The 21,304-nt window shown below is 72.8% G+C and carries 19 protein-coding genes; 13 read left to right on the forward strand and 6 right to left on the reverse strand.

The window, feature by feature from the left end:
* Window positions 1–156: 156 nt before the first annotated feature.
* Entirely contained in the window at window positions 157–1,956 is a 1,800-nt protein-coding gene (locus tag ACFT55_RS04325; RefSeq protein ID WP_380241864.1) for an alkyl/aryl-sulfatase, read from the reverse strand.
* A 204-nt stretch (window positions 1,957–2,160) separates the two neighbouring features.
* The gene (locus ACFT55_RS04330; RefSeq protein ID WP_380241866.1) at window positions 2,161–3,366 is read right to left on the reverse strand and encodes an amidohydrolase; all 1,206 of its coding nucleotides are present in this window, start codon (window positions 3,364–3,366) and stop codon (window positions 2,161–2,163) included.
* Window positions 3,367–3,484: 118 nt separating this feature from the next.
* Between ACFT55_RS04330 and ACFT55_RS04335 the strand changes: the two genes are divergently transcribed.
* On the forward strand, window positions 3,485–4,129 hold the full coding sequence (locus ACFT55_RS04335) for a GntR family transcriptional regulator (RefSeq protein ID WP_380241868.1): 645 nt from the start codon (window positions 3,485–3,487) through the stop codon (window positions 4,127–4,129).
* A 43-nt stretch (window positions 4,130–4,172) separates the two neighbouring features.
* Here ACFT55_RS04335 and ACFT55_RS04340 read toward each other — a convergent pair whose 3' ends face one another.
* Complete coding sequence (locus tag ACFT55_RS04340; RefSeq protein ID WP_380241871.1) at window positions 4,173–6,761, reverse strand: ATP-dependent DNA ligase; 2,589 nt, start codon at window positions 6,759–6,761, stop codon at window positions 4,173–4,175.
* 377 nt (window positions 6,762–7,138) lie between these two features.
* On the opposite strand from ACFT55_RS04340, the gene ACFT55_RS04345 reads away from it, so the two are divergent.
* Window positions 7,139–7,579 carry a hypothetical protein gene (locus ACFT55_RS04345; RefSeq protein ID WP_380241873.1) on the forward strand — a complete coding sequence of 147 codons (441 nt, stop codon included), beginning with the start codon at window positions 7,139–7,141 and terminating at the stop codon, window positions 7,577–7,579.
* Entirely contained in the window at window positions 7,576–7,944 is a 369-nt protein-coding gene (locus ACFT55_RS04350) for a hypothetical protein (RefSeq protein WP_380241876.1), read from the forward strand. Before ACFT55_RS04345 ends, ACFT55_RS04350 begins: the two co-directional genes overlap by 4 nt.
* On the opposite strand, the gene ACFT55_RS04355 is transcribed toward ACFT55_RS04350, so the two are convergent.
* Window positions 7,941–8,549, reverse strand: coding sequence for a DUF402 domain-containing protein (locus ACFT55_RS04355; RefSeq protein WP_380241878.1), 609 nt, complete (start codon window positions 8,547–8,549; stop codon window positions 7,941–7,943). The two genes, ACFT55_RS04350 and ACFT55_RS04355, sit on opposite strands and share 4 nt — an antisense overlap.
* Window positions 8,550–8,611: 62 nt before the next feature.
* Here ACFT55_RS04355 and ACFT55_RS04360 point away from each other — a divergent pair, with 62 nt between their 5' ends.
* From ACFT55_RS04360 to ACFT55_RS04370, 3 genes are read left to right on the forward strand one after another with little or no spacing between them, the layout of a single operon-like run.
* On the forward strand, window positions 8,612–9,388 hold the full coding sequence (locus tag ACFT55_RS04360) for an SDR family NAD(P)-dependent oxidoreductase (RefSeq protein WP_380241881.1): 777 nt from the start codon (window positions 8,612–8,614) through the stop codon (window positions 9,386–9,388).
* A gap of 54 nt (window positions 9,389–9,442) precedes the next feature.
* Window positions 9,443–9,727: a glutaredoxin family protein gene (locus ACFT55_RS04365; protein ID WP_380241883.1), complete on the forward strand. Its 285-nt coding sequence runs from the start codon at window positions 9,443–9,445 to the stop codon at window positions 9,725–9,727.
* Entirely contained in the window at window positions 9,724–9,945 is a 222-nt protein-coding gene (locus ACFT55_RS04370; RefSeq protein WP_380241885.1) for an SCO4848 family membrane protein, read from the forward strand. Before ACFT55_RS04365 ends, ACFT55_RS04370 begins: the two co-directional genes overlap by 4 nt.
* 12 nt (window positions 9,946–9,957) lie before the next feature.
* Here ACFT55_RS04370 and ACFT55_RS04375 read toward each other — a convergent pair whose 3' ends face one another.
* Window positions 9,958–10,347, reverse strand: coding sequence for a nuclear transport factor 2 family protein (locus ACFT55_RS04375; RefSeq protein ID WP_380241887.1), 390 nt, complete (start codon window positions 10,345–10,347; stop codon window positions 9,958–9,960).
* 79 nt (window positions 10,348–10,426) lie between these two features.
* On the opposite strand from ACFT55_RS04375, the gene ACFT55_RS04380 reads away from it, so the two are divergent.
* Window positions 10,427–11,407 (forward strand): Ku protein, encoded by a 981-nt coding sequence (locus ACFT55_RS04380; protein WP_380241889.1) that lies wholly within the window; start codon window positions 10,427–10,429, stop codon window positions 11,405–11,407.
* 6 nt (window positions 11,408–11,413) lie between these two features.
* Here ACFT55_RS04380 and ACFT55_RS04385 read toward each other — a convergent pair whose 3' ends face one another.
* On the reverse strand, window positions 11,414–11,965 hold the full coding sequence (locus ACFT55_RS04385; protein ID WP_380241891.1) for a TetR/AcrR family transcriptional regulator: 552 nt from the start codon (window positions 11,963–11,965) through the stop codon (window positions 11,414–11,416).
* Window positions 11,966–12,067: 102 nt separating this feature from the next.
* On the opposite strand from ACFT55_RS04385, the gene ACFT55_RS04390 reads away from it, so the two are divergent.
* The 6 genes from ACFT55_RS04390 to leuS all read left to right on the forward strand — a co-directional run bounded on the left by ACFT55_RS04390 (window position 12,068) and on the right by leuS (window position 21,302).
* The gene (locus ACFT55_RS04390; RefSeq protein ID WP_380241893.1) at window positions 12,068–13,636 is read left to right on the forward strand and encodes an MFS transporter; all 1,569 of its coding nucleotides are present in this window, start codon (window positions 12,068–12,070) and stop codon (window positions 13,634–13,636) included.
* 70 nt (window positions 13,637–13,706) lie between these two features.
* Window positions 13,707–15,416: a metallophosphoesterase family protein gene (locus tag ACFT55_RS04395; RefSeq protein WP_380241895.1), complete on the forward strand. Its 1,710-nt coding sequence runs from the start codon at window positions 13,707–13,709 to the stop codon at window positions 15,414–15,416.
* Between the two features lie 161 nt (window positions 15,417–15,577).
* Entirely contained in the window at window positions 15,578–16,300 is a 723-nt protein-coding gene (locus tag ACFT55_RS04400) for a metal-dependent transcriptional regulator (protein WP_380241897.1), read from the forward strand.
* Between the two features lie 108 nt (window positions 16,301–16,408).
* On the forward strand, window positions 16,409–17,614 hold the full coding sequence (locus ACFT55_RS04405) for an MFS transporter (protein WP_380241899.1): 1,206 nt from the start codon (window positions 16,409–16,411) through the stop codon (window positions 17,612–17,614).
* Window positions 17,615–17,656: 42 nt separating this feature from the next.
* Window positions 17,657–18,322 carry a vitamin K epoxide reductase family protein gene (locus ACFT55_RS04410; protein ID WP_380241901.1) on the forward strand — a complete coding sequence of 222 codons (666 nt, stop codon included), beginning with the start codon at window positions 17,657–17,659 and terminating at the stop codon, window positions 18,320–18,322.
* 43 nt (window positions 18,323–18,365) lie between these two features.
* Complete coding sequence (leuS, locus tag ACFT55_RS04415; protein ID WP_380241903.1) at window positions 18,366–21,302, forward strand: leucine--tRNA ligase; 2,937 nt, start codon at window positions 18,366–18,368, stop codon at window positions 21,300–21,302.
* Window positions 21,303–21,304 lie beyond the last annotated feature (2 nt).

Raw genomic sequence — 21,304 nt, forward strand, 5'->3', positions numbered from 1 at the left:
CAACACGAGGCAGGCCGCGAGACTTCCCCGGCCCGGCCCGGCCCGGCCCGGCCCGGCCCGGCCCGGCCCGGCCCGGCCCGGCCCGGCCCGGCCCGGCCCGGCCCGGCCCGGCCCGGCCGGTGCCGGTGGGAGGTGGGCGTCGAGCCACACTCCCGATCACGGGGTGACGATGGCGAACCCGGCGTCCGGAGAGTCCAGGAGGGACAGGATCGTGGTGAGCGCGCGCGGGTCGCCGTCGAAGGTGACGCCGTCGTGCCCGGCATCCGCCAGCAGCGCCAGCAGCTGCGCGCGCGTCAGAGTCACGACGAGGTCGGCCGGCTCCTCGCGCTCGGTCGGGTGATGGATCAGAACGCCGTTCGACAGCTCCATCCGGTAGGTCTCCCCGAAGTCGACGACGTGCCACCGGATCGAGACCTGCATGTCCCAGCCCCGCGCGGCGTCCACCCGGATCGCGACGCTGTCGAACAGCTGCGTTACGGTGAGCGCCCGGGAGAGTCCGGTCGCGTCGACCCCGGCCGGCGACGTCACCTCGCGGAGCTCCTGCGCCCCGGTGAGGAAGTTGTTGCGCCACGTGGCGCACTCGGACCCGTGGCCGAGCCGGGTCAGCGCGTCACCCAAGAGGACCCGGGCACCCTGGTGGGAGGGGTCGGCGAACACCGCGTGGCTCGCGAGTTCGGCGGCGAACCGCAGGTCGCCCTTCTCGAGGTACCGGCGCGCGTGCTCGACCGTCGCGTCCACCCCGCCGATGACGTCCACGTAGCGAGCCGCGGCGTCCTCGGGCGGGTAGAGCCAGAGGTGCGCCGGGTTGCCGTCGTACCAGCCGAGGTAGCGCTGGTAGATCGCCTTGACGTTGTGGCTCACGGACCCGTAGTAGCCGTGGGTGTGCCACGCCGCTTCGAGCGCGGGCGGCATCGGGAAGTCCTCCGCGATCTCGGTGCCGATCTCGCCCTGGTTCATCCGGCGCAGGGTCTGGTCGTGCAGGAACGCGTACAGGTCGCGCTGCTCCCGCAGGAACTGCACGATCTCGTCGCGGCCCCAGGTAGGCCAGTGGTGCGACGCGAACGCGACGTCGGTCTCGTCGGCGAACAGCTCGATCGCCTCGGCGATGTACCGGGACCAGGCCCGCGCGTCGCGGACCTCCGCCCCGCGCAGCGTCAGCAGGTTGTGGAGGTTGTGCGTCGCGTTCTCGGCCAGGCACAGCGCGCGGAGGTCGGGGAAGTGGAAGTTCATCTCCGCCGGGGCCTCGGTGCCCGGCGTGACCTGGAAGACGATCCGCACGCCGTCGAGCGTCTCCACCTGGCCGGTGTGCGTGATGTCCAGGGTGGGGGCGAGCAGGCCCACCGTGCCGGTCGAGGTCCCCGAGCCCAGCCCCACGCCGAGCGTGCCGGTCGCGCTCACCGGGAGGGCGACGCCCGTGTGGTAGACCCCGCGTCGCAGCATCGCCCCGCCTGCGTAGACGTTCTCCGAGACCGCGTGCTCCAGGAAGCCGGCGGGCGCGACGATCGGGACGGTCGTGTCGGCGTCGACGACGCCCAGGACACCGCCGAAGTGGTCGATGTGGGAGTGCGTGAAGATCACCGCCGTCACGGGCCGGTCTCCGCGGTGCTCGCGGTACAGGGCGAGCCCGGCGGTCGCGACCTCGGCCGACACCGCCGGGTCGATCACGACGACCCCGGTCTCCCCCTCGATGAGTGTCATGTTCGACAGCTCGATCCCCCGAAGCTGGTAGATCCCCTCCCTGACTTCGAACAAACCCTGGATCGCGGTGAGCTGGCTCTGGCGCCAGAGGCTCGGGTGGACCGTCTCGGGGCACTCGCCCGCGGTCGCCTCGGCGTAGACGTCGGCGTCGAAGACGACCCGTCCCTCGGCGTTCGTGACCTGGCCGGGCTCGAGCCGGGCCACGAGCCCTCGCTCGGCGTTCTCGAAGTCCGTCCGGTCTGACAGGTCTGCAGCCATGGATATGTCACCTCTCGCGGCGCTCGAGCACGGGCGGTCGAGATCGCTCGGCGTCACGCCGCCGACAGGCGGCCGACGGCCGAGCGGTCGTCCATCTACGGGCCCATCGTGGAGCACGGCGAACCACGGCGCGCGTCGAAGGATCGCCTGCCCGCGGGCGGAGGCGTCGCGCGGAGGAGCCCGGTCCGGTCCGGCAGCGACGCGTCAGACCAATACGTCGCCGTCGCGCGCGACCACCCGGCCACCGGCGACGACGAGGGCGCGGCGCGGTGCGCGCACCACGGCGTCCGGCACGTTCTCGGCGTCGACGAGGACGACGTCCGCCGGGGCCCCGGGCACCAGGTCGTGGACGTCGCGCCCCACGAACCGCGCCGCGTCCGAGGAGGCGATGCGGGCCGCCGTGACGAGGTCCTCGTCGTGGCGGAAGCCTGACAGCCGCGCGAGCTGGGTGGTCAGCGCCAGGAGGTCGCCCGTGCCGTAGGGGGACCACAGGTCGCGGATGCCGTCGGTGCCGAGCCCGACGTCCACCCCGGCGGCGCGCAGCGCGTGCAGCGGCAGCGGGGCGGCGCCGATCGGCGCCACGGTGGTCATGGTGATGCCTGCCTCGCCCATCGCGGCGACGAGGTCGGCCTGCCGCGCCACGGGGAGCTGGCCGACGGCGAAGCCGTGCGCCACGTTCACCCTGCCCTGCAGCCCGGCGCGCACGGTGCGGTCGATCATCAGCTCGATCTGGAACGCGCCGAGCTCGCCACCGTCGTGCAGGTGCACGTCGATGCCGACGCCGTGGCGCTCCGCGATCGCGAACAACCCGTCGAGCTGGCCCACCGGGTCGCGGTCGATCGAGGCCGGGTCCAGGCCCCCGACGTGCTGCGCGCCCGCGGCCGCCGCCTGGTCGAGCAGCTCCAGGACCCCGGGGCGGCGCAGCACACCGTCCTGCGGGAACGCGACGATCTCCGCGTGCACCGCGCCGCCCAGCGTCGCGACGGCCTCGCGCACCACCTCGAGCCCGCGCAGCCCGACGCCGAGGTCGACGTCGACGTGCGTGCGCACCGCCGTCGTGCCGGTGCGGACGGACTCGCGCAGCACGGCCAGCGTGACGTCGACCCCGGGGATGCCGAGCTCGTCGCGGTGCGCGCGCTCGTGCGCGATGCGACCCTGCGTGCCACCCTCGCCGCCGTAGCTCACCCACGGCTTGCCCCACCAGGACTTGTCGACGTGCGCGTGCGCGTTGACCAGGCCCGGGAGGGCGAGCAGGCCGCCACCCTCCACCGTGCCGTCCGCCGGCGCTGCCGCCGGGTCATGCGGGACCACCGCGGTGATCAGGCCGTCCGCCACGTGCAGGTCGGCCCGCTGGCCGCCCCAGGGGCGCACGTCACGGAGCACGGTGACGGTGGTGGGGGTGCTGGGCATCAGGTTCCTCCTCGTCGACGGCGCCGTCCCGGCGCCGCTGCGCGTCGGTCCCGGGAGGGGCAGGATGTCGCATGAATGGTATGCCATTTCGCCGAGGATCGGCTGGCAGGATGTGCGCATGTCCAGCGAACCCTCGGCGGTCTTCGAGCCCGAGTCGGTGCGGGTGGCCCGCGCGGTCCGCGAGCAGATCGTGGACGGCGTGCGCGAGCCCGGCAGCCGGCTGGTCGAGCGCGACCTCGCCGCCGAGCTGGGCGTGAGCCGGATCCCGGTGCGGGACGCGCTGCGCACCCTCGTGGCGGAAGGCCTCGTCACCCCGCGACCGCGGACCTGGGCCGTGGTGCGGGAGTTCACGGACGCCGACGTCGCGCAGCTGCAGGAGGTGCGCGAGGCCACCGAGCCGTTGCAGTTCCGGCTCGCGGCCCGGCGGCGCACCGAGGCGCAGCTCGCCATGCTCACCGAGGCCTGGCAGCGGGAGGACAGGGCGGCACGTGCCGGCGACGCCCCCGCCGCGCGACGCGCGGCCGCCGACTTCCACGAGCGGGTGGTCGACGCCGCGGGCAACCCGGTCCTCGCCGAGCTGCACGTCGTCACGGCCAGCCGCGTGCGCTGGCTGCTGGGCCAGCACACCGACCTCACGGCGATGGCCGACGAGCACCGCGCCCTCCTGGACGCCGTCCGCGACGCCGACGAGGAGGCCGCGGCGCGGCTGGCCGGCCAGCACCTGCGGACCAGCCGAACCGCGGCCGCCGAGCGCAGGGCCTGAAGAGCGCAAGCCTGACCGGCCGGGCGCTCCCGGGTCAGTACAGCTAGCGCTCGACGACGACGTCCTGCGGGCGCTTGTCGTCCCGCCAGCCGCGCCACACGGAGTGGCGCAGCCGCGGCCCCTCGTCGTCGGGGCGGTCCGCGCCGGCGCGGCGGAGGTCCGCGGCCTCGCCCGTCCAGTCGCCGTACTCGACCTCGGCCACGTGCTCCGGGGCAGCCCACCGGGCGTGCACGGCCTCCGCGCGGGGGACGCCGGCCAGCGGGACGTCGTCGACCGGCCGCAGGCGCCGCACGACCTGCCGTCGCTCCGCCTCCTTGAAGCCCGTGCCGACCTTGCCCACGTAGCGCAGCGTGCCCTCGTCGTCGGGCACCGCCAGCAGGAGCGACCCGGCGACGCGGGCGTCCTCCCGGCCCGTGCCCGCGTGCAGGGGGCGCCAGCCGACCACGACCACCTCCTGGGCGCGGGCGTGCTTGATCTTCAGCCAGTCGCGGGAGCGGCGCCCCGGGGTGTACGGGGCGCGCCGCCGCTTCGCCACGACACCCTCGAGCCGCATGAGCCGGGAGGTCTCCAGCGCCTCGTCCAGGTCGCCGTCGAGCGCGTCCGGGACGTGTACGGGGCGGCGCGGGTCCACGACGCGCGCGAGCGCGTCCCGGCGCTCGTCGTACGGGCGGTCGGTCACCGCGCGCCCGGCGACGGCCAGCGCGTCGAACAGGACCAGGTCGACGCCGACCTTGCGGCGGGCCTTCTCGACGTCGCGCGGCTTGAGCAGGTTGGCCCGCTGCTGCAGGCGGTGGAACGAGGGGCGGCCGTCCGCGTCGAGCGCCACGATCTCGCCGTCGAGCACCACCGGCAGCTGGTCGGGCGCGACCATCCCCGCGAGCGCCTGCAGCTCAGGGAACGTCGTGGTGAGGTCCTGCCCGGAGCGGGACGTGAGCCGCACGCGGGGCCCGTCGTCGTCCGTGAGCACCTCGACGACCGCGCGGAAGCCGTCCCACTTGACCTCGAAGGCCCAGTCGTCGGGGGAGAGGCGGGCGAGCTCCGCCGAGGGCGCGGTCGTCGCGAGCATCGGGCGCGGCGCCTCCGCCGGCAGCCCCGGCGCCTGGGGACCCTTGGCGGCGCCGCTGGCCGGCACGCCGTCGTCCGCGCCATCGTCCACGCCGCCGTCCACGCCGCCGTCAACGCCGCCGTCAACGCCGCCGTCAACGTCGTCGGTGTCACCGGGCTGGGACTTGGTGCGATGGATCAGCCAGGAGTTCTGGTCCCCGCCGCCGCGACCCCCGGTGCGGATGAGCGCGAGGCGGCGCGAGCCGCGCCGCTCGCTGTGCAGCGTGGCGATCACCTCGCCCTCGCGCCACTTCTCGAGGTCGTACGTGCCGGCGTCCCAGATCGTCACCTCCCCGCCGCCGTACTCGCCGGCGGGGATGGTGCCCTCGAACGCCCCGTACTCGAGCGGGTGGTCCTCCGTCTGCACGGCGAGGTGGTTCTGCTTCGGGTCGGTCGGCTCACCCTTGGGCAGCGCCCAGCTCACGAGCACCCCTTCGTGCTCCAGGCGGAAGTCCCAGTGCAGGCGGCGGGCGTGGTGCTCCTGGATGACGAACGTCGGGGCGCCGTCGCGGTCGTCCGGGTGCTCGGGACCGAACGGCTCGGGCGTCTTGTCCGGGTCCCGCTTGGCGCGGTACGTCCCGAGCTTGTCGAAGGTGGCCATGCGTTCCGGCGTGGGCTCGAGCTGGGCCAGGTGCCCGGCCGCCAACGGCTCCAGGAGATCGCCGTCGCGGTCCAGCCGTTCCACCACCTCGGTGAAGGACAGGTGGCGCAGGCCGGGGTCGTCGAGCTCCTCCCACGTGCGCGGGGCGGCGACCGTCGGCTCGTCGCGGCCGCGCAGCGAGTACGGGGCGATCGTGGTCTTGGCGCCGTTGTTCTGCGACCAGTCCACCAGCACCTTGCCCGCGCGCAACGACTTCTTCATGTCGCTCACCACGAGGTCGGGGTGCTCCGACTCCAGGTGCCGGGCCAGCTCGTGCGCGACGGCGGAGACCGCGTCGGTGGTGAGCGAGTCGTCCTGACCGGTGAGCGCGGCGTACAGGTGGATGCCCTTGGAGCCGCTCGTCACGGGCAGCGGGTCCAGGTCCATGCCGCGCAGGATGTCGCGGGCCAGGCGCGCCACCTCCGCGCACTCGGGCAGGCCCGCGCCCGGCCCGGGGTCGAGGTCGAGCACCAGTCGGTCCGGCGGCATCGGCGCGCCCGTCCGCCCGAACCTCCACTGCGGTACGTGGACCTCCAGCGTCGCCGTCTGCCCCAGCCACGTCAGCGTGGCCAGGTCGTTGACCAGGACGTAGCTGTTGGTCGACGAGCGGTGCTGGATGTCCTGGCGAGGGATCCACGACGGCGTCGACGCGTCCAGGTTCTTCTGGAAGAACATCTGTCCCGCGACGCCGTCCGGCCACCGCTTGCGCGTCGCGGGCCGGTACGCCGCGTGCCGCAGCAGCGCGGGCGCCACGTGGGCCAGGTACTGCAGCACCTCGCCCTTCGTCGTCCCCGTGGCCGGGTAGTACACCTTGTCCAGGTTGGTCAGCTGCAGCCGCCGGCCGTCGACCGTGACCGTCTGGGGCTTGCTCGACGACGCGCGTGCCATGGCCACATCGTCGCGCGGGCGGCGGATGTGCGCGCCCCGGGTGGCCGGGGCTCTCGCGTTCGCGCCTTGGACTGGCACGGGGGAGCACGTCGCGACGATGCTGTGAAGACCCGCACATGAGGGCGATCGTGCGCTCCTGGCACAGTCGATGCAGATTCTGCAATCAGGCCAGTTTCGTCGCGCGTGCCGGATATTCTCGGTCCACACATTCGTTGCCGGGCGAATCGAGCACGGCGACCTTCAGCGATCGGAGTGCGCCCGTGGGAATAAATCCCAGGTTTCTTACCGCTGGCTTGGCCGCCATAATTCTCCTCGGCAGCGGTGGTCCGGCAGCCGTCGCTGCGCCAACTCCTGCGGTAGCGGTTTCCGCTCAGTCTGTGAGCTCAGCGAACACGTACTTTCCAGCTATTCCAACCAGTGTCAAATCGGTCGTCAACAAGAAGCGCATCTCGAAGTACTACACCGACCGGTCCCGGCAGATCGGACGGTGCACGATCAGGACTTCTGGCGCGACCTGCTCCATCAGCAAAGGCAAGACTGCAACGCGAACTATCCAGACCACCTACGGCCTCTCGCGCTACTCGGTGGCGTCCAGCCTGGGTATCTCGTCGGCCAAGTCGGTGACTACACAGGCGGCGTGCACCTCGCCCAAGATGAAGAAGGGCAAGTCCTGGGTGGGGTGGGCTCAGGGGAGCCGTTACCGCTACAAGATCCAGTCCAAGACCCGTGTGGCTGGCTTCACGATCTTCGGTAATAAAAGTGGCTGGCTCTATGCATTCAACCCGAACCCGGCCTACATCACATGCGGGCTCGGATGACGTCTCGCCACGCGCGGTTCGGGCTCATTGCTTGCGCGGCCTTCCTGCTGTGCGCGTGCGGCAGCCAAGCCGCCCTTGCGCCGGAGGCGGCGCGCGGGCAGACGCTTGATGTACTCAACCAGCACACACCCGCTAGCGCCCAGGTAGTCGTGCAAGACGTCTCGACCATCGTCGATCTTGAACCCTCCTACCCCGTGGGCGCCCCTGAGTCCTGGATCATCCTTGCCGCGTGTGCCGACAGCGCGACGATCGACGACGCGAGTTATGTCGAGGTGTCCGTCATCCCTGCTGAGAGTACGACGCGCGAATTGCGGGGGAGGATCCAAGAGAACGACTTCCGGCCCACCGTCGGCGACTGCTCTTAGCGCGTGGGCAGGCGGCTGACACGCCCGTGTGGTGACGTCCCACCGCCGGACTCCGGCGGGGGCTCGCGCCGGGACATGCTCCCCGCGAGGTCGACCGCGCCCATCCTGTCGAGCCAGGCGCGGTAGCGCGAGCCGAAGGGCTCGACGCCGTCGCGCAGCGCGGTCGTCAGCCAGGCGGCGGACGCCTCCGCTCGCCGCACGATGTCCGGCGGGTAGGCGTACCGCACCTGGTGGTCGGCGAACTCGTCCTCGTCGTCGACAAACACCGACATGTCCTCCCGGATCCGGCAGACGTCGAGGTCCAGGTCGACCATCGTCACCTCGCCGCGCGACCACGTCGCCCGGGTGGCGACGTCGCAGTACGCGTCCAGCCGCGCCGGCGCCGCCTGGAACTCGGCCGTCCACCACGCGTCGTGGGGGAGGAGCAGGACCCGGTCGTCCTCGACCGTGAAAACCCGCTCCTGCTCGCCCCTGGTGTAGACCGTCCCGGCCGGACCGCCCAACCACACGCCGTACTCGTCCTCGCCGAGGCGTGTCATGCGGTGGTGCCAGTGCAGGCTGCCGTCGAACTTGCGCCACACGACCTCGACATCGTCCTCGCTCATTGCTCGAGGCTATCGGCAAGCGCCCGGGCGGCCACCCTGCCCGAGGTGACAGAGTGTCCCGCGTGACGGAAACGTACCTCTCCTCCCTGTTCTCCCTCGACGGCCGCGTCGCTCTGGTCACCGGCGGCAGCTCCGGCATCGGCCGCGCGATCGCCGCAGCCCTGGCCCGTGCGGGAGCGCGTGTGGTCGTCGTGGCGCGGCGGGAGTCAGAGCTCGACGACACGGTCGCCGAGCTGCGCGCGGACGGCTGCACCGCTGACCGTGTCAGCGCCGACCTCGGCACGCGCGCGGGCGTGCGCGAGGCGGCCGAGGCGGCCGCCACCGTCTTCGGAGAGCCCGACGTGGTGGTCAGCTCCGCGGGCATCAACCTGCGCCCCCCGCTGGGCGAGACGGACGACGCCACCTGGGACGCGACCATCGCGCTCAACCTCGAGGCGCCCTACCTGCTGGGGCAGCGCTTCGGGCCCGGCATGGCCGAGCGAGGGTTCGGCCGCCTCATCCACGTGTCGTCGCAGCAGGCGCACCGGGCGTTCGTGCAGTCGGGCGTCTACGGGGTGTCCAAGGGCGGCCTGGAATCCCTGGCCCGCTCGCAGGCAGAGGCCTGGTCGGGCCGCGGCGTGACGGCGAACACCCTGGTGCCGGGCTTCGTGCTGACGCCGCTGAACGCGCGGCTGCAGTCCGACCCCGCCCGGGTCGAGGCGCTCGCGGCGCGCACCATGGTCGGTCGCAACGGCCTGGCCGAGGACTTCGCCGGGGCGGCGGTCTTCCTCGCCAGCGGCGCGTCGGCCTACGTCACCGGGCAGGCGCTGCACGTCGACGGCGGGTTCTCGGTGCACTGAGTCGCGCGCGCCGAGGTTCGAGACCAGTCACCCCTGGGGGGTATGGTGCTGCGCATGACCGACGACACCTCGACGACCGATCAGCTCCGGCGCCCGCAGACCCTCACGATGTACGGGGCGCAGTGGTGCGGCGACTGCCGCCGCGCCAAGCGCGTGCTCGACTCCCGCGGCGTGGAGTACGTGAACGTGGACCTCGTGGCCGACCCGCTGCGGGCGGACGACGCCGAGGCGATCAGCGGCCGCAAGAACATCCCCGTCGTCGTCTTCCCCGACGGCGAGTTCTTCGTCGAGCCGACCGACGCGGAGCTCACCGCGAAGCTGGAGGCGGTCGGCCTGTGAGCCTGCCCGTCGGCTGGGCGCTCGTCCTGATCGTCGCCGCCGTGTGGAACCTCCTGGTGTGGCCCCCGTTCTGGCGGCGGGTCGCCAAGGACCCGCGCGCCCGGGACGACGCGGGGCGCCCGACCCGCTTCTTCACCGTGCATGCCGTGCTGGTGGGCGTCTCGATGCTCCTCGCCGTCCTGGTCGGGGTGGTCGGGGTGCTCGGCCTCGGCGGCTGACGGCGCGGCCGGTCAGCCGACGTCGTCGCGCTCGACCAGGTGCTCGCGCCCCGCGGGAGGCTCGAAGGGCTCGGGCCAGACGTCGGTGACGTGCCGGACGAGGCCGTCGTCGGAGACGTCGAGCCAGACGTTCGCGAACATGCGCTCCTCGCCCACGCGGGCGTCGAGCCAGACGGCGGCGCGCGCCCCGTCCGCGACGAGGTGCCGGATCGTCAGGTGCCAGTCGCCCGGGTACTCCTGGTTGAAGCGGAGATAGCGGTCGCGGCCGCGGATCCGTTCGCGGCTCTGCGGCATCTCGTACACGACGTCGGGGTCGAGGAGCGCACCGAAGGCGGTCCAGTCGCGTCGCTCCAGCGTCTCGACGTAGGCGTGCGCGACGTCGCGCGTGGTGGCCGTGTCCATGCCGCGACGGTAGACGCCGCCGCCGACACCTGTGCCCGGGGCGGTGGCGTGACCTGCCACCTCGCGTGACGATGGTCGCATGAGGTCCATCTGGAAGGGTGCCGTGACCTTCGGTCTCGTCAACGTCCCGGTCAAGCTGTACAGCGCGACCGAGGACCACGACGTGCCGCTGCACCAGGTGCACGACGCGGACGGCGGGCGCATCCGGTACCGCCGGGTGTGCGAGCTGGACGGCGAGGAGGTGCAGTACCAGCACATCGACCGCGCCTACGACGACGGCGAGCGCACGGTCGTGCTCACCAAGGACGACCTCGCGGCGCTGCCGGCGGAGACGAACCGCGAGATCGAGGTCGTGGAGTTCGTGCCCAGCGACCAGATCGACCCGATCATGCTCGATCGCACCTACTACCTGGAGCCGGACTCCAAGAGCCCCAAGGCCTACGTGCTGCTGCGTCGCACGCTGGAGGAGACGGACCGGACGGCGATCGTGAAGTTCGCGCTGCGCCAGCGCACCCGGCTGGCGGCGCTGCGGGTGCGCGACGAGGTGCTCGTCATCCAGACCCTGCTGTGGGCCGACGAGGTGCGCGAGGCGGCGTTCCCGTCCCTCGACGGCTCGGTGACCGTGTCCGACAAGGAGCTGGCCATGTCCGGCCAGCTGGTCGCCAGCTACGAGGCGGACTTCGCGCCCGAGGACTACGAGGACGAGTACCAGACGCAGCTGCGCACGCTGATCGACGCGAAGATCGAGCAGGGCGAGGCGCTGGACACCTCGGAGACGTTCGGCGAGCAGCCGGAGAAGGAGGACGCCGACGTCATCGACCTCATGGAGGCCCTGCGCCGGAGCGTGTCGGGGTCCAAGGGCGGCGGGAAGGGAGCGTCGAAGGAGGACGCGCCGGACTCCGCGAAGAAGGCCCCCGCGAAGAGGTCGACGGCGAAGGAGCCCGCGGCTAAGAAGGCGTCCGCGAAGAAGCCGGCGGCGAAGAAGGCGCCCGCGAAGAAGCCGGCGGCGAAGAAGGCCCCATCGAAGAAGGCGGCCACCCCGGAGCGCAAGACCGGCTGAGCGGCCTCAGGCCCGGGCTGCCCCCGGACGTCGCGCGGCGACGTCGCGCACGAGCGCCAGCAGCTCGTCGATCTCGTGGTCGTCGGGCCCGCTCGCCCCGACCGAGGCGAGCGCGTACAGGCCCTCGCCCATGAGCGACACGGCGCGGGCGAGCACCGGGTCGCCGAGCTCGTCCTGCACGGCGGCGGTCCAGGCGGCCTGCGCGTCGTCGAGGACGGCGCGGGCGCGGGGAGAGGCGCCCTGCGCCACGCGGGACGCCGCCAGGTAGACGATCTCGAACTCGCCGCCGATCACCGTGGACGTGCGCAGCAGGTAGTCGGACGCCCCCTCGGGCGCGCTGCGCATCGCCTCGACGTCCGCGGCGGTGAGGACCCCCAGGTGGTCGAGGAGGCCGTCGACGAGGGCGTCCTTGGAGGGGAAGTGGTACAGCAGGCCGCCCTTGGAGACCCCGGCCCGCTCCGCGACCGCCTCGAGAGTGGCGGACCGTTCCCCGGACTCGACGAGGAGCTCGGCGAACGCACGCAGGACCTTGGCACGGGCGGCGGGGGGTGGGGGCATGTGGACAGCCTAGTGTCGGACTGTTACTGTACCGGCTGGACGGTACGGAAGTTCGGCATCGCCATGTCGCCCCGGCCGTCTGCAGCGTGTGAAAGGCACCTCATGGCGACATCCCAGGTGACGACGCACCGCGCCCCTTCCGCCGCGCGACGCCCCGCCGTCCCCACGCGCCCCGGCAGCATCCGCTCCGCCGGGCGACGCTGGGCGGCCCTCGCCGTGCTGATGCTGCCGGTGCTGCTCGTCTCGATCGACAACACGGTCCTCAGCTTCGCCCTGCCGCAGATCTCGGAGGCCCTGGCCCCCGGCGGCACCCAGCTGCTGTGGATCGTCGACGTGTACCCCCTCGTCCTCGCCGGCCTCCTCGTGCCGATGGGGTCGGTCGCCGACCGCGTCGGGCGCCGTCGGCTGCTCCTGGTCGGGGCGGTCGGCTTCGCCGCCGTGTCCGCGGTCGCGGCGTTCGCACCGACGGCGGGCGCCCTGATCGCCGCGCGCGCAGGCCTCGGCTTCTTCGGCGCGATGCTCATGCCGTCCACGCTGTCCCTGCTGCGCAACGTGTTCACCGACCGCGACGAGCGCCGCCTCGCCATCGCCATCTGGGCCGCCGGCTTCGCCGCGGGCTCCGCCGTCGGGCCGATCGTCGGCGGCCTGCTGCTCGAGCACTTCTGGTGGGGCTCCGTTTTCCTCCTCGCCGTGCCCGTGCTGGCGCTGCTGCTCGTCCTCGCGCCGATCTTCGTGCCCGAGTCGCGCGACCCTGCACCGGGCCGGCTCGACCCCATGTCGATCGTGCTCGTCATGGCCGCGATGACGCCGGTCGTGTTCGGCATCAAGACGCTCGCGAAGGGCGGTCTGCCGTCGTTGGGCCTCGCCGCGATCGCTGTCGGCCTGCTCATGGCCGTGCTGTTCGTCCGCCGCCAGCTGCGCCGCCCGGACCCGATGCTGGACGTGCGGCTGTTCGCCGTCCCCGCGTTCACGGGCAGCGTCCTGGTCAACCTGCTGTCGGTGTTCTCGCTGGTCGGCTTCCTGTTCTTCGTGTCGCAGGACCTCCAGCTCGTCATCGGGCTCTCGCCGGTGCAGGCGGGGATGGTGCTGCTGCCGGGCACGGTCGCGATGGTCGTGTCCGGGCTGGCCGTGGTGAAGGTGGTGCGCCGGGTGCGGCCGTCGCACGTGGTGGCCGCGGGGCTCGCGATGTCGGCCGTCGGCTACCTGGTCACCGCTCTCGTGGCGGGGCGCGGCGAGTCCGGCTGGCTCGGGCTCGCGTTCGTGGTGCTCGCGATCGGCGTCGGGTCGGCCGAGACGGTCTCGAACGACCTCATCGTCTCGACGGTGCCGGCGGCGAAGGCCGGTGCGGCCTCCGCGATCTCCGAGACGGCGTACGAGGTCGGCGCCGTCCTCGGCACCGCCGTCCTCGGGGGGATCCTCACCGGGTCCTACCACGCGAACGTCGTGGTCCCGTCCGGGCTCTCGGCGGCGGACGCCGCCGCGGCGGGAGAGACCCTCGGGGGTGCGACCAGCGTCGCGTCCGGCCTGCCCGGCGGGCAGGCGCAGGCGCTGCTCGACTCCGCGCACGCGGCGTTCGGCAGCGGCGTCGTCGTGACGTCGGCGATCGGGTTCGTCGCCGTGCTCGTCGCGGCCGGGATCGCCCTCACCACGCTGCGCGACGCGCGGTCCTGACCCAGGCGCGACGGCGCCGCCCCGCCAGCAGGGTGGCGTCGTCGGCCGTGTTCCGCGAAGGTGGGACGCGATGACCGACCAGCACGACGAGACGCCCGGCCCCGCCACCCCTCCCGCCCACGCAGCCCGCCCACGACGCACGCCGCCCCGGTGGGTGAGATGGACCCTCGTCTCGGTGGCGGCGGCTCTGGCCTGCCTCGTCTTCGGCGTCACGACGGCGCAGGTGAACCTGAGCCTCGGCCCGCACGAGGCGGTCTACGCCGTCGACACCGACGGCCTGGTCGTGGCCGACCTCGGGCCGCTGGGCACGCTGGAGATCGACTCGCCGCTACCGCTGGGCCTCGGCCTCGACGTCGTCGTCAAGGAGATCCCCGCCGACCTGTCCGCCGTCAGCCAGGCGGGCACGCTCGACAAGCTCGCGGGCGACCTCCAGAACTACCTGCAGTTCTTCTCCAGCCCGCAGGAGACGGCGAGCACCGTCGCGCGGGCGCTCCTGTGGGACGCAGGCCGGCGTGCGGTGGCCGCCATGCTCGTCGTCGCGGCCGTCGGCGCCGGGGCGCGGCTGCTGCTGGGTGCGGCGCGGCGCCGGGAGCTGTCCGACCGGCTGGCGCCCCGCACGTGGGAGATCACCGCGGGCGTGGCCGTCGGGAGCCTCGTCGTGGTGACGGTGGCGTCCGGGGGAGTGGCGCAGCCGGAGCCGCGGGGGCGGACGGCGTCGCCGGTGTTCGCCGGGACCGCGCTCGAGGGCGCCACGATCACGGGTCGGCTGGCCGGGGTCGTGGACACCTACGGGGGGCAGCTGGTGAACCTGTACCACCAGAACGAGGAGTTCTACGCGGCCGCGAACGACGACCTCGTCGCCGCGTGGGACGCCTGGGACGCCACGCACGTCGACGCCGCGGACGCGATCCAGGCACCCTCGCTGACCCCGGGCTCGTCCGGCACGCCGGACGCTTCCGGCACGTCCAGCCCGCCGTTCTCGGCATCGCCGTCGCCGTCGCCGGCCGACGAGGACCTCGTGACCCTGCTCGTCGTCTCCGACCTGCACTGCAACACGGGTATGACGCCCCTGATCCGCACCACGGCGGAGCGCGCAGGCGCCGACGTCGTCCTCAACGCCGGCGACACCACCATGAACGGCACCTCGGTGGAGAAGGTCTGCGTGGACTCGTTCGCGTCGGCGCCGCCGCGCGGTGTGCCGATGGTCGTGGCGGACGGCAACCACGACTCGCAGGTCACGTCCGCGCAGGAGGCGGCCCGGGGGCAGACGGTGCTCGACGGCAAGGTCGTCGAGGTGAAGGGGGTGCGCATCCTGGGCGACCGCGACGCGCTGGAGACCCGCGTCGGCGGCGGCACCGCGGTGGCCCGCGAGCGCACGCCGGACGAGGAGGCGGCGGACCTCGCCGCCACCGCCTGTGACGACGAGGACGGGGTGGACCTGCTGCTCATCCACACGCCGCCCGTGGGCCTCGACGCCCTCGACACCGGGTGCGTGCCGTTCCAGGTCTCCGGACACACCCACAAGAGGTCGGGGCCCGAGCAGGTGGGGCAGGGCATCCGGTACGTCAGCGGCTCCACGGCCGGTGCGGCGCCGAACCAGCCCACGGTCGGGCCGCTGCACGGCACCGCCCAGATGACGCTGCTGCGCTTCGACCCCGAGGCGCGACGGATGGTCGACGTGCAGGTGGTGAGCGTCACCCCCGGCGGCGACGCGACCGTGGGCGAGCGGGAGCCCGTCCCCGAGATCGTGCCGCCGTCCGACGACGCGATGCCCTCGTGACCCCGCTGAACCGGGTGCGGCGGTGCGGCCGCCAGCCCGATCACCGCGGCAGTTCCTGTTCAGCGCGGCAGTTCAAGGTGCCGATCTGAACGCGAACTGCCGCGCAGACCGTCACGGGGCTCACGGGCACGGTCCAGAACGTCCCGGATAGGCTCGGGAGCGTGTCCGAACCCGCGCTGCCCGCCCGTGCCGATGACCACACCGTGGACCCGAACGAGCTGACCCCTGTCGCCCAGGACTACCTCAAGGCGGTCTGGTCGGCCCAGGAGTGGTCCGACGAGAAGGTCACCACCGGGCTGCTGGCGGACCGCCTCGGCGTGGGGCCGTCGACCGTCTCGGAGACGGTGCGCCGGCTCACGACGCAAGGGCTGCTGGGCCACGAGCCGTACGGCGGGGTCTGGCTCACCGAGCTGGGCCGCCGCTACGCGCTGGTGATGGTGCGTCGCCACCGCCTGCTGGAGACCTGGCTCGTGCGTGATCTCGGGTACGGCTGGGACGAGGTGCACGACGAGGCGGAGGTGCTGGAGCACGCCGTCTCCGACACGCTCGTCGAGCGCATCTCCGCACGGCTCGGCCACCCGGAGCGGGACCCGCACGGCGACCCGATCCCGTTCGCCGACGGCCGCGTGGTGCGCCCCCAGGCGGTCCCGCTGGTCGACCTCGCGGCGGGGGCCACGGGCGTGGTCGCGCGCATCTCCGACGCCGACCCGGAGGCGTTGCGCTACCTGGCGGACCTCGGCATCGACCTCGACCTGCCGGTGCGGCTGACGTCGCGGCGCGAGTTCGCGGGCACGGTCGGCGTCGCGTGGGAGGCGGACGGGCAGCAGAGGTCGGTGGACCTGGGCCTGCTGGCGGCCTCGCGCATCTGGGTCGTGCCCGCGTAGGCTGACCCGGTTCCCCGACGATGTGCGCACGCTGTCCCCGTGCCGCATCGTCGAATCGTTTCGAGCCCGCGGCGGCGTGCTCGACCACACCGCCGAGAGCGAGCGCCCGTGACCCAGACGACCCTCCCGCAGGGGGCGACCTCGCGCGTCCCGCGGCCCGAGCACGTCGGGGCGGCGCTGTTCGCGCTCGCCGCCGGCGGGTTCACCATCGGCACCACGGAGTTCGCCACGATGGGGCTGCTGCCCCAGATCGGGGCGGACCTCGGCGTCAGCGACCCTGTGGTCGGCCACGCCATCACCGCGTACGCCGTCGGCGTCGTGGTGGGCGCGCCGCTGCTGACCGTCGCGGCCGCGCGCATGTCTCGCAAGCGGCTGCTGCTGTGCCTCATGGGGTTCTACACGGTCGCCAACGTCGCGTCGGCCGGCGCGCCCGGCATCGAGACCCTGGTGCTGGGGCGGTTCCTCGCCGGGCTGCCGCACGGCGCCTTCTTCGGCGTGGGCGCCGCGGTCGGCGCCGCGGTGGCCGGGCCGGGGCGCAGGGGGCACGCCGTCTCGATGATGATGACCGGGCTGACGGTCGCGAACGTCGTGGGCGTGCCGCTGTCCACCGCGGTCGGCCAGAGCCTCGGATGGCGTGCCGCCTTCGTCGTCATCGGCGCCCTGGGTGCCGTCACCCTGCTCGGCATCTGGCGCTTCGTCCCGGAGCGTGGAGCCGTCGACTCCAGCGTCCGGCAGGAGCTCGCCACGCTGCGCAACGGGCCGCTGTGGATCTCGTTCGCGGCGGGTGCCATCGGCTTCGGCGGGCTGTTCGCGGTCTACACCTACGTCGCGCCGACGGTCACGAAGGTCGCCGGCATGTCCGAGGCCGCCGTGCCGTGGGTCCTCGCCGTCTTCGGCGTCGGTATGACGGTCGGCACCCTGCTGGGTGGCCGCCTCGTGGACCGCAACGTGCTGCGGACCGTGGTCGGCGGGTTCGTCGCGACCGCCCTCTCGCTGGTCGTGTTCGCCGTCGCGGGCACCTCGCCCGTCCCCGCCGTGCTGGGACTGTTCCTGCTGGCCGTGACGTCGCAGGTCCTCGGGCTGGCCATGCAGACCCGGCTCATGGACCTCTCGCCGCGGGCCCAGTCCCTCGGTGCCGCGCTGTGCCACTCCGCGCTGAACATCGGCAACGCGAGCGGTGCGTTCTTCGGCGGCCTCGTCATCGCCGCGGGCTACGGCTATCTCGCCCCCGCGTGGGTCGGTCTCGCGCTCACCCTCGTCGGCCTGGCGATGGTGCTCGCGTTCGGCCGGCAACGGGTCGCGCGTGCCGGCTGACCGGCGTCCCGCCCCTCAGGATGGTGAGGTACGGTCGCGCCCGTGAGCCCGAGCGTGCGTGACGAGACCCACGACGACGACATCGACGGGGTGGCCGGCGCGGCCCCTGCCGTTGGCCTGCGCGGCCTGACCGCCCGAACCTACGGCGTGCTGCTGACCGTGCTGGGCTCGATCGGCTTCGGCGCCGCGTCGTGGCTCGCGATCGAGGAGTACCTCAAGCTGCTGGACCCGAACCGGGTCACGAGCTGCAGCTTCAACGTCTTCCTCGACTGCGGCGTCGCCATGATGTCGTGGCAGGGCACGCTGCTCGGCTTCCCCAACCCGTACCTCGGTGTCGCGGCGTTCCCGGTCGTGATCACCACGGGCGTGGTGCTGCTCGCCGGCGCGCGGCTGCCGCGCTGGTACCACCGGTCGCTGCTCGCGGTGACGGTGGTCGCGCAGCTGTTCATCTTCTTCCTGATGTGGACCAGCTTCTACGCCCTCGTGCGGCTGTGCCCCGCGTGCATGGTCGTGTGGACGATCGTGTGGCCGCTGCTGTGGTTCCAGGTGGTGCACGCGTTCCAGGAGGGTCACCTGCCCGCGGGCGAGGGCCTGCGGCGCGCCGTCGTGCGCAACCGCGGGCTGGTGCTGCTCATCGGCTACGTCGTCGCCGTGGGCTGGCTGCTGGTGGCCGTCGGCGGGCCGCTCGTCGACTCCTTCGGGGTGTGAAAAACCGGCCGGGGCCAGCATCTCCGGCCGGTAGACTCAGCGGGTGAGCACGCCCGACACCGCACCCGCCCGATCCGAGGCTCCGACCGAGCCCGTCCACCGCTACACGCCTGCCCTCGCCCAGCAGATCGAGGAGCGCTGGCAGGACCTGTGGGAGGAGCGCGGCACCTTCTGGGCGGCCAACCCGGGCGGCGCGCTCACGGACGGCGACGGCGAGCACGGCTCGGGCAAGCCGTTCTTCATCATGGACATGTTCCCGTACCCCTCGGGGGCGGGGCTGCACGTGGGCCACCCCTTGGGGTACATCGCCACGGACGTCGTGGGCCGGTTCCGCATGATGTGCGGCGACAACGTGCTGCACGCGCTGGGCTACGACGCGTTCGGCCTGCCCGCCGAGCAGTACGCGGTGCAGACGGGCCAGCACCCGCGGGTGACCACCGAGCAGAACATCGTCACCATGAAGCGTCAGCTGCGCCGCATGGGCCTGGCGCACGACTCGCGGCGCACCTTCGCCACGATCGACCCCGACTACGTCCGCTGGACGCAGTGGATCTTCCTGCAGATCTTCGACTCCTGGTACGACACCGAGGCGGACGGCGGCAAGGGCCGCGCCCGCCGCATCGCCGAGCTGGAGGCGGAGTATGCCTCGGGCGCCCGCGCGCTGGCCGACGGCCGCGCCTGGTCCGACCTGAGCGACCTGGAGCGCCGCGACGTGCTGGATTCACAGCGCCTGGCGTACGTCGACGAGTCCGTCGTGAACTGGTGCCCGGGCCTGGGCACGGTGCTGGCCAACGAGGAGGTCACGGCCGACGGCCGCTCCGAGCGCGGCAACTTCCCCGTCTTCCAGCGCGAGCTGCGCCAGTGGAAGATGCGGATCACCGCCTACGCCGACCGCCTGACCGACGACCTGGCGCTGATCGACTGGCCCGAGAAGGTCAAGTCGATGCAGCGCAACTGGATCGGCCGCTCCACAGGCGCGAACGTCCGGTTCGACGTCGTCGGCACCGCCGACCACGACGCGGCCGGCGCGGGCGCGCAGGTCGAGGTCTTCACCACCCGCCCGGACACGCTGTTCGGCGCGACGTTCATGGTCGTGGCGCCCGAGCACCCGCTGCTGGACGAGGTGCCCGCGGCCTGGCCCGACGGCACGCGCAGCGTCTGGACCGGCGGGCACGCCACCCCGGTCGAGGCCGTGGCCGCGTACCGCCGCGAGGCGGCGTCCAAGACCGCCGTCGAGCGACAGGCCGACGCGGGAAAGAAGACCGGCGTCTTCACCGGCCACCTGGCCGTGAACCCCGTCAACGGTGCCACCGTGCCGGTGTTCACCGCCGACTACGTGCTGATGGGCTACGGCACCGGCGCCATCATGGCGGTGCCGGGCGGCGACCAGCGCGACTTCGACTTCGCCGAGGCGTTCGAGCTGCGGGTGATCCGCACCGTGGAGCCCGCCGGCGGCCTGCCGGAGGACTTCGCCGGCGCGTACACGGGCGACGGCGTCACCGTGAACTCCGCCAACGACGAGATCAGCCTGGACGGGCTGGGCGTGGCGGAGGCCAAGGAGAAGGTCGTCGCGTGGCTGCAGGCCCGCGGTGCCGGCGAGGGCACCACCACGTACCGCCTGCGCGACTGGCTGTTCAGCCGCCAGCGCTACTGGGGCGAGCCGTTCCCCATCCTGTGGGACGACCAGGACCGCCCGGTCGCGATCCCCGCCCACCTGCTGCCCGTCGACCTGCCCGAGGTGCCGGACTTCGCGCCGCGCACGTTCGACCCGCAGGACGCCGACTCCAACCCCGAGGCACCGCTGGGCCGCAACGACGAGTGGGTGCACGTCACCCTGGACCTGGGCGACGGGCCGAAGTCCTACCGCCGCGACACCAACACCATGCCCAACTGGGCCGGGTCGTGCTGGTACTACCTGCGCTACCTGGACCCGACGGACTCCACCGACGGGCCGTCGGAGGGCACCGCCGTCGTCGACCCCGAGCTGGAGTCGTACTGGATGGGCCCGCGCCACAACGCGACCTCCGGGCCCGCCGGCGGCGTCGACCTGTACGTGGGCGGCGTGGAGCACGCCGTGCTGCACCTGCTGTACGCGCGCTTCTGGCACAAGGTGCTGCTGGACCTGGGCTACGTCTCCTCGGTGGAGCCGTTCGGCAAGCTGTTCAACCAGGGCTACATCCAGGCGTACGCCTACACCGACTCCCGCGGCGTCTACGTGCCCGCCGGCGAGGTCGAGGGAGACGAGCAGACCGGCTTCACGTACCAGGGCGAGACCGTCAACCGTGAGTACGGGAAGATGGGCAAGTCCCTGAAGAACGTCGTCACGCCGGACGAGATGTACGAGCAGTACGGCGCCGACACCTTCCGCGTGTACGAGATGTCAATGGGCCCCCTGGACCTGTCGCGGCCGTGGGAGACGCGCGCCGTCGTCGGTTCGCAGCGCTTCCTGCAGCGGCTGTGGCGCAACGTCGTGGACGAGGAGACTGGCGCGCTGGTCGTCACCGACGACGAGCCGGACACCGCCACGCTGCGGGCGATGCACCGGGCGATCGCGGACGTCCGCGTCGAGATGGAGCACATGCGGCCCAACACGGCGATCGCGAAGCTCATCACGTACAACAACCACCTGACGTCCCTGGACCGCGTGCCCCGCTCGGCGGTCGAGCCGCTGGTGCTGATGGTCGCGCCCATCGCCCCGCACATCGCGGAAGAGCTGTGGCAGCGGCTCGGGCACGAGGGCTCCCTGGCTCGGCAGCCGTTCCCGACCGCGGACGAGCAGTACCTGGTCGAGGACACGGTGACCTGCGTCGTCCAGGTCAAGGGCAAGGTGCGTGGGCGCCTGGAAGTGCCGCCGACCATCTCGGACGCGGACCTGGAGTCGGCCGCCCTGGCGGAGCCGAACGTGGTCCGCGCGATCGACGGTGCCCCGGTGCGCAAGGTGATCGTGCGCGCACCGAAGCTCGTCAACATCGTCGTCTGAGC

This window comes from Isoptericola sp. NPDC057191, from assembly GCF_042670225.1.
Classification (GTDB): domain Bacteria; phylum Actinomycetota; class Actinomycetes; order Actinomycetales; family Cellulomonadaceae; genus Isoptericola.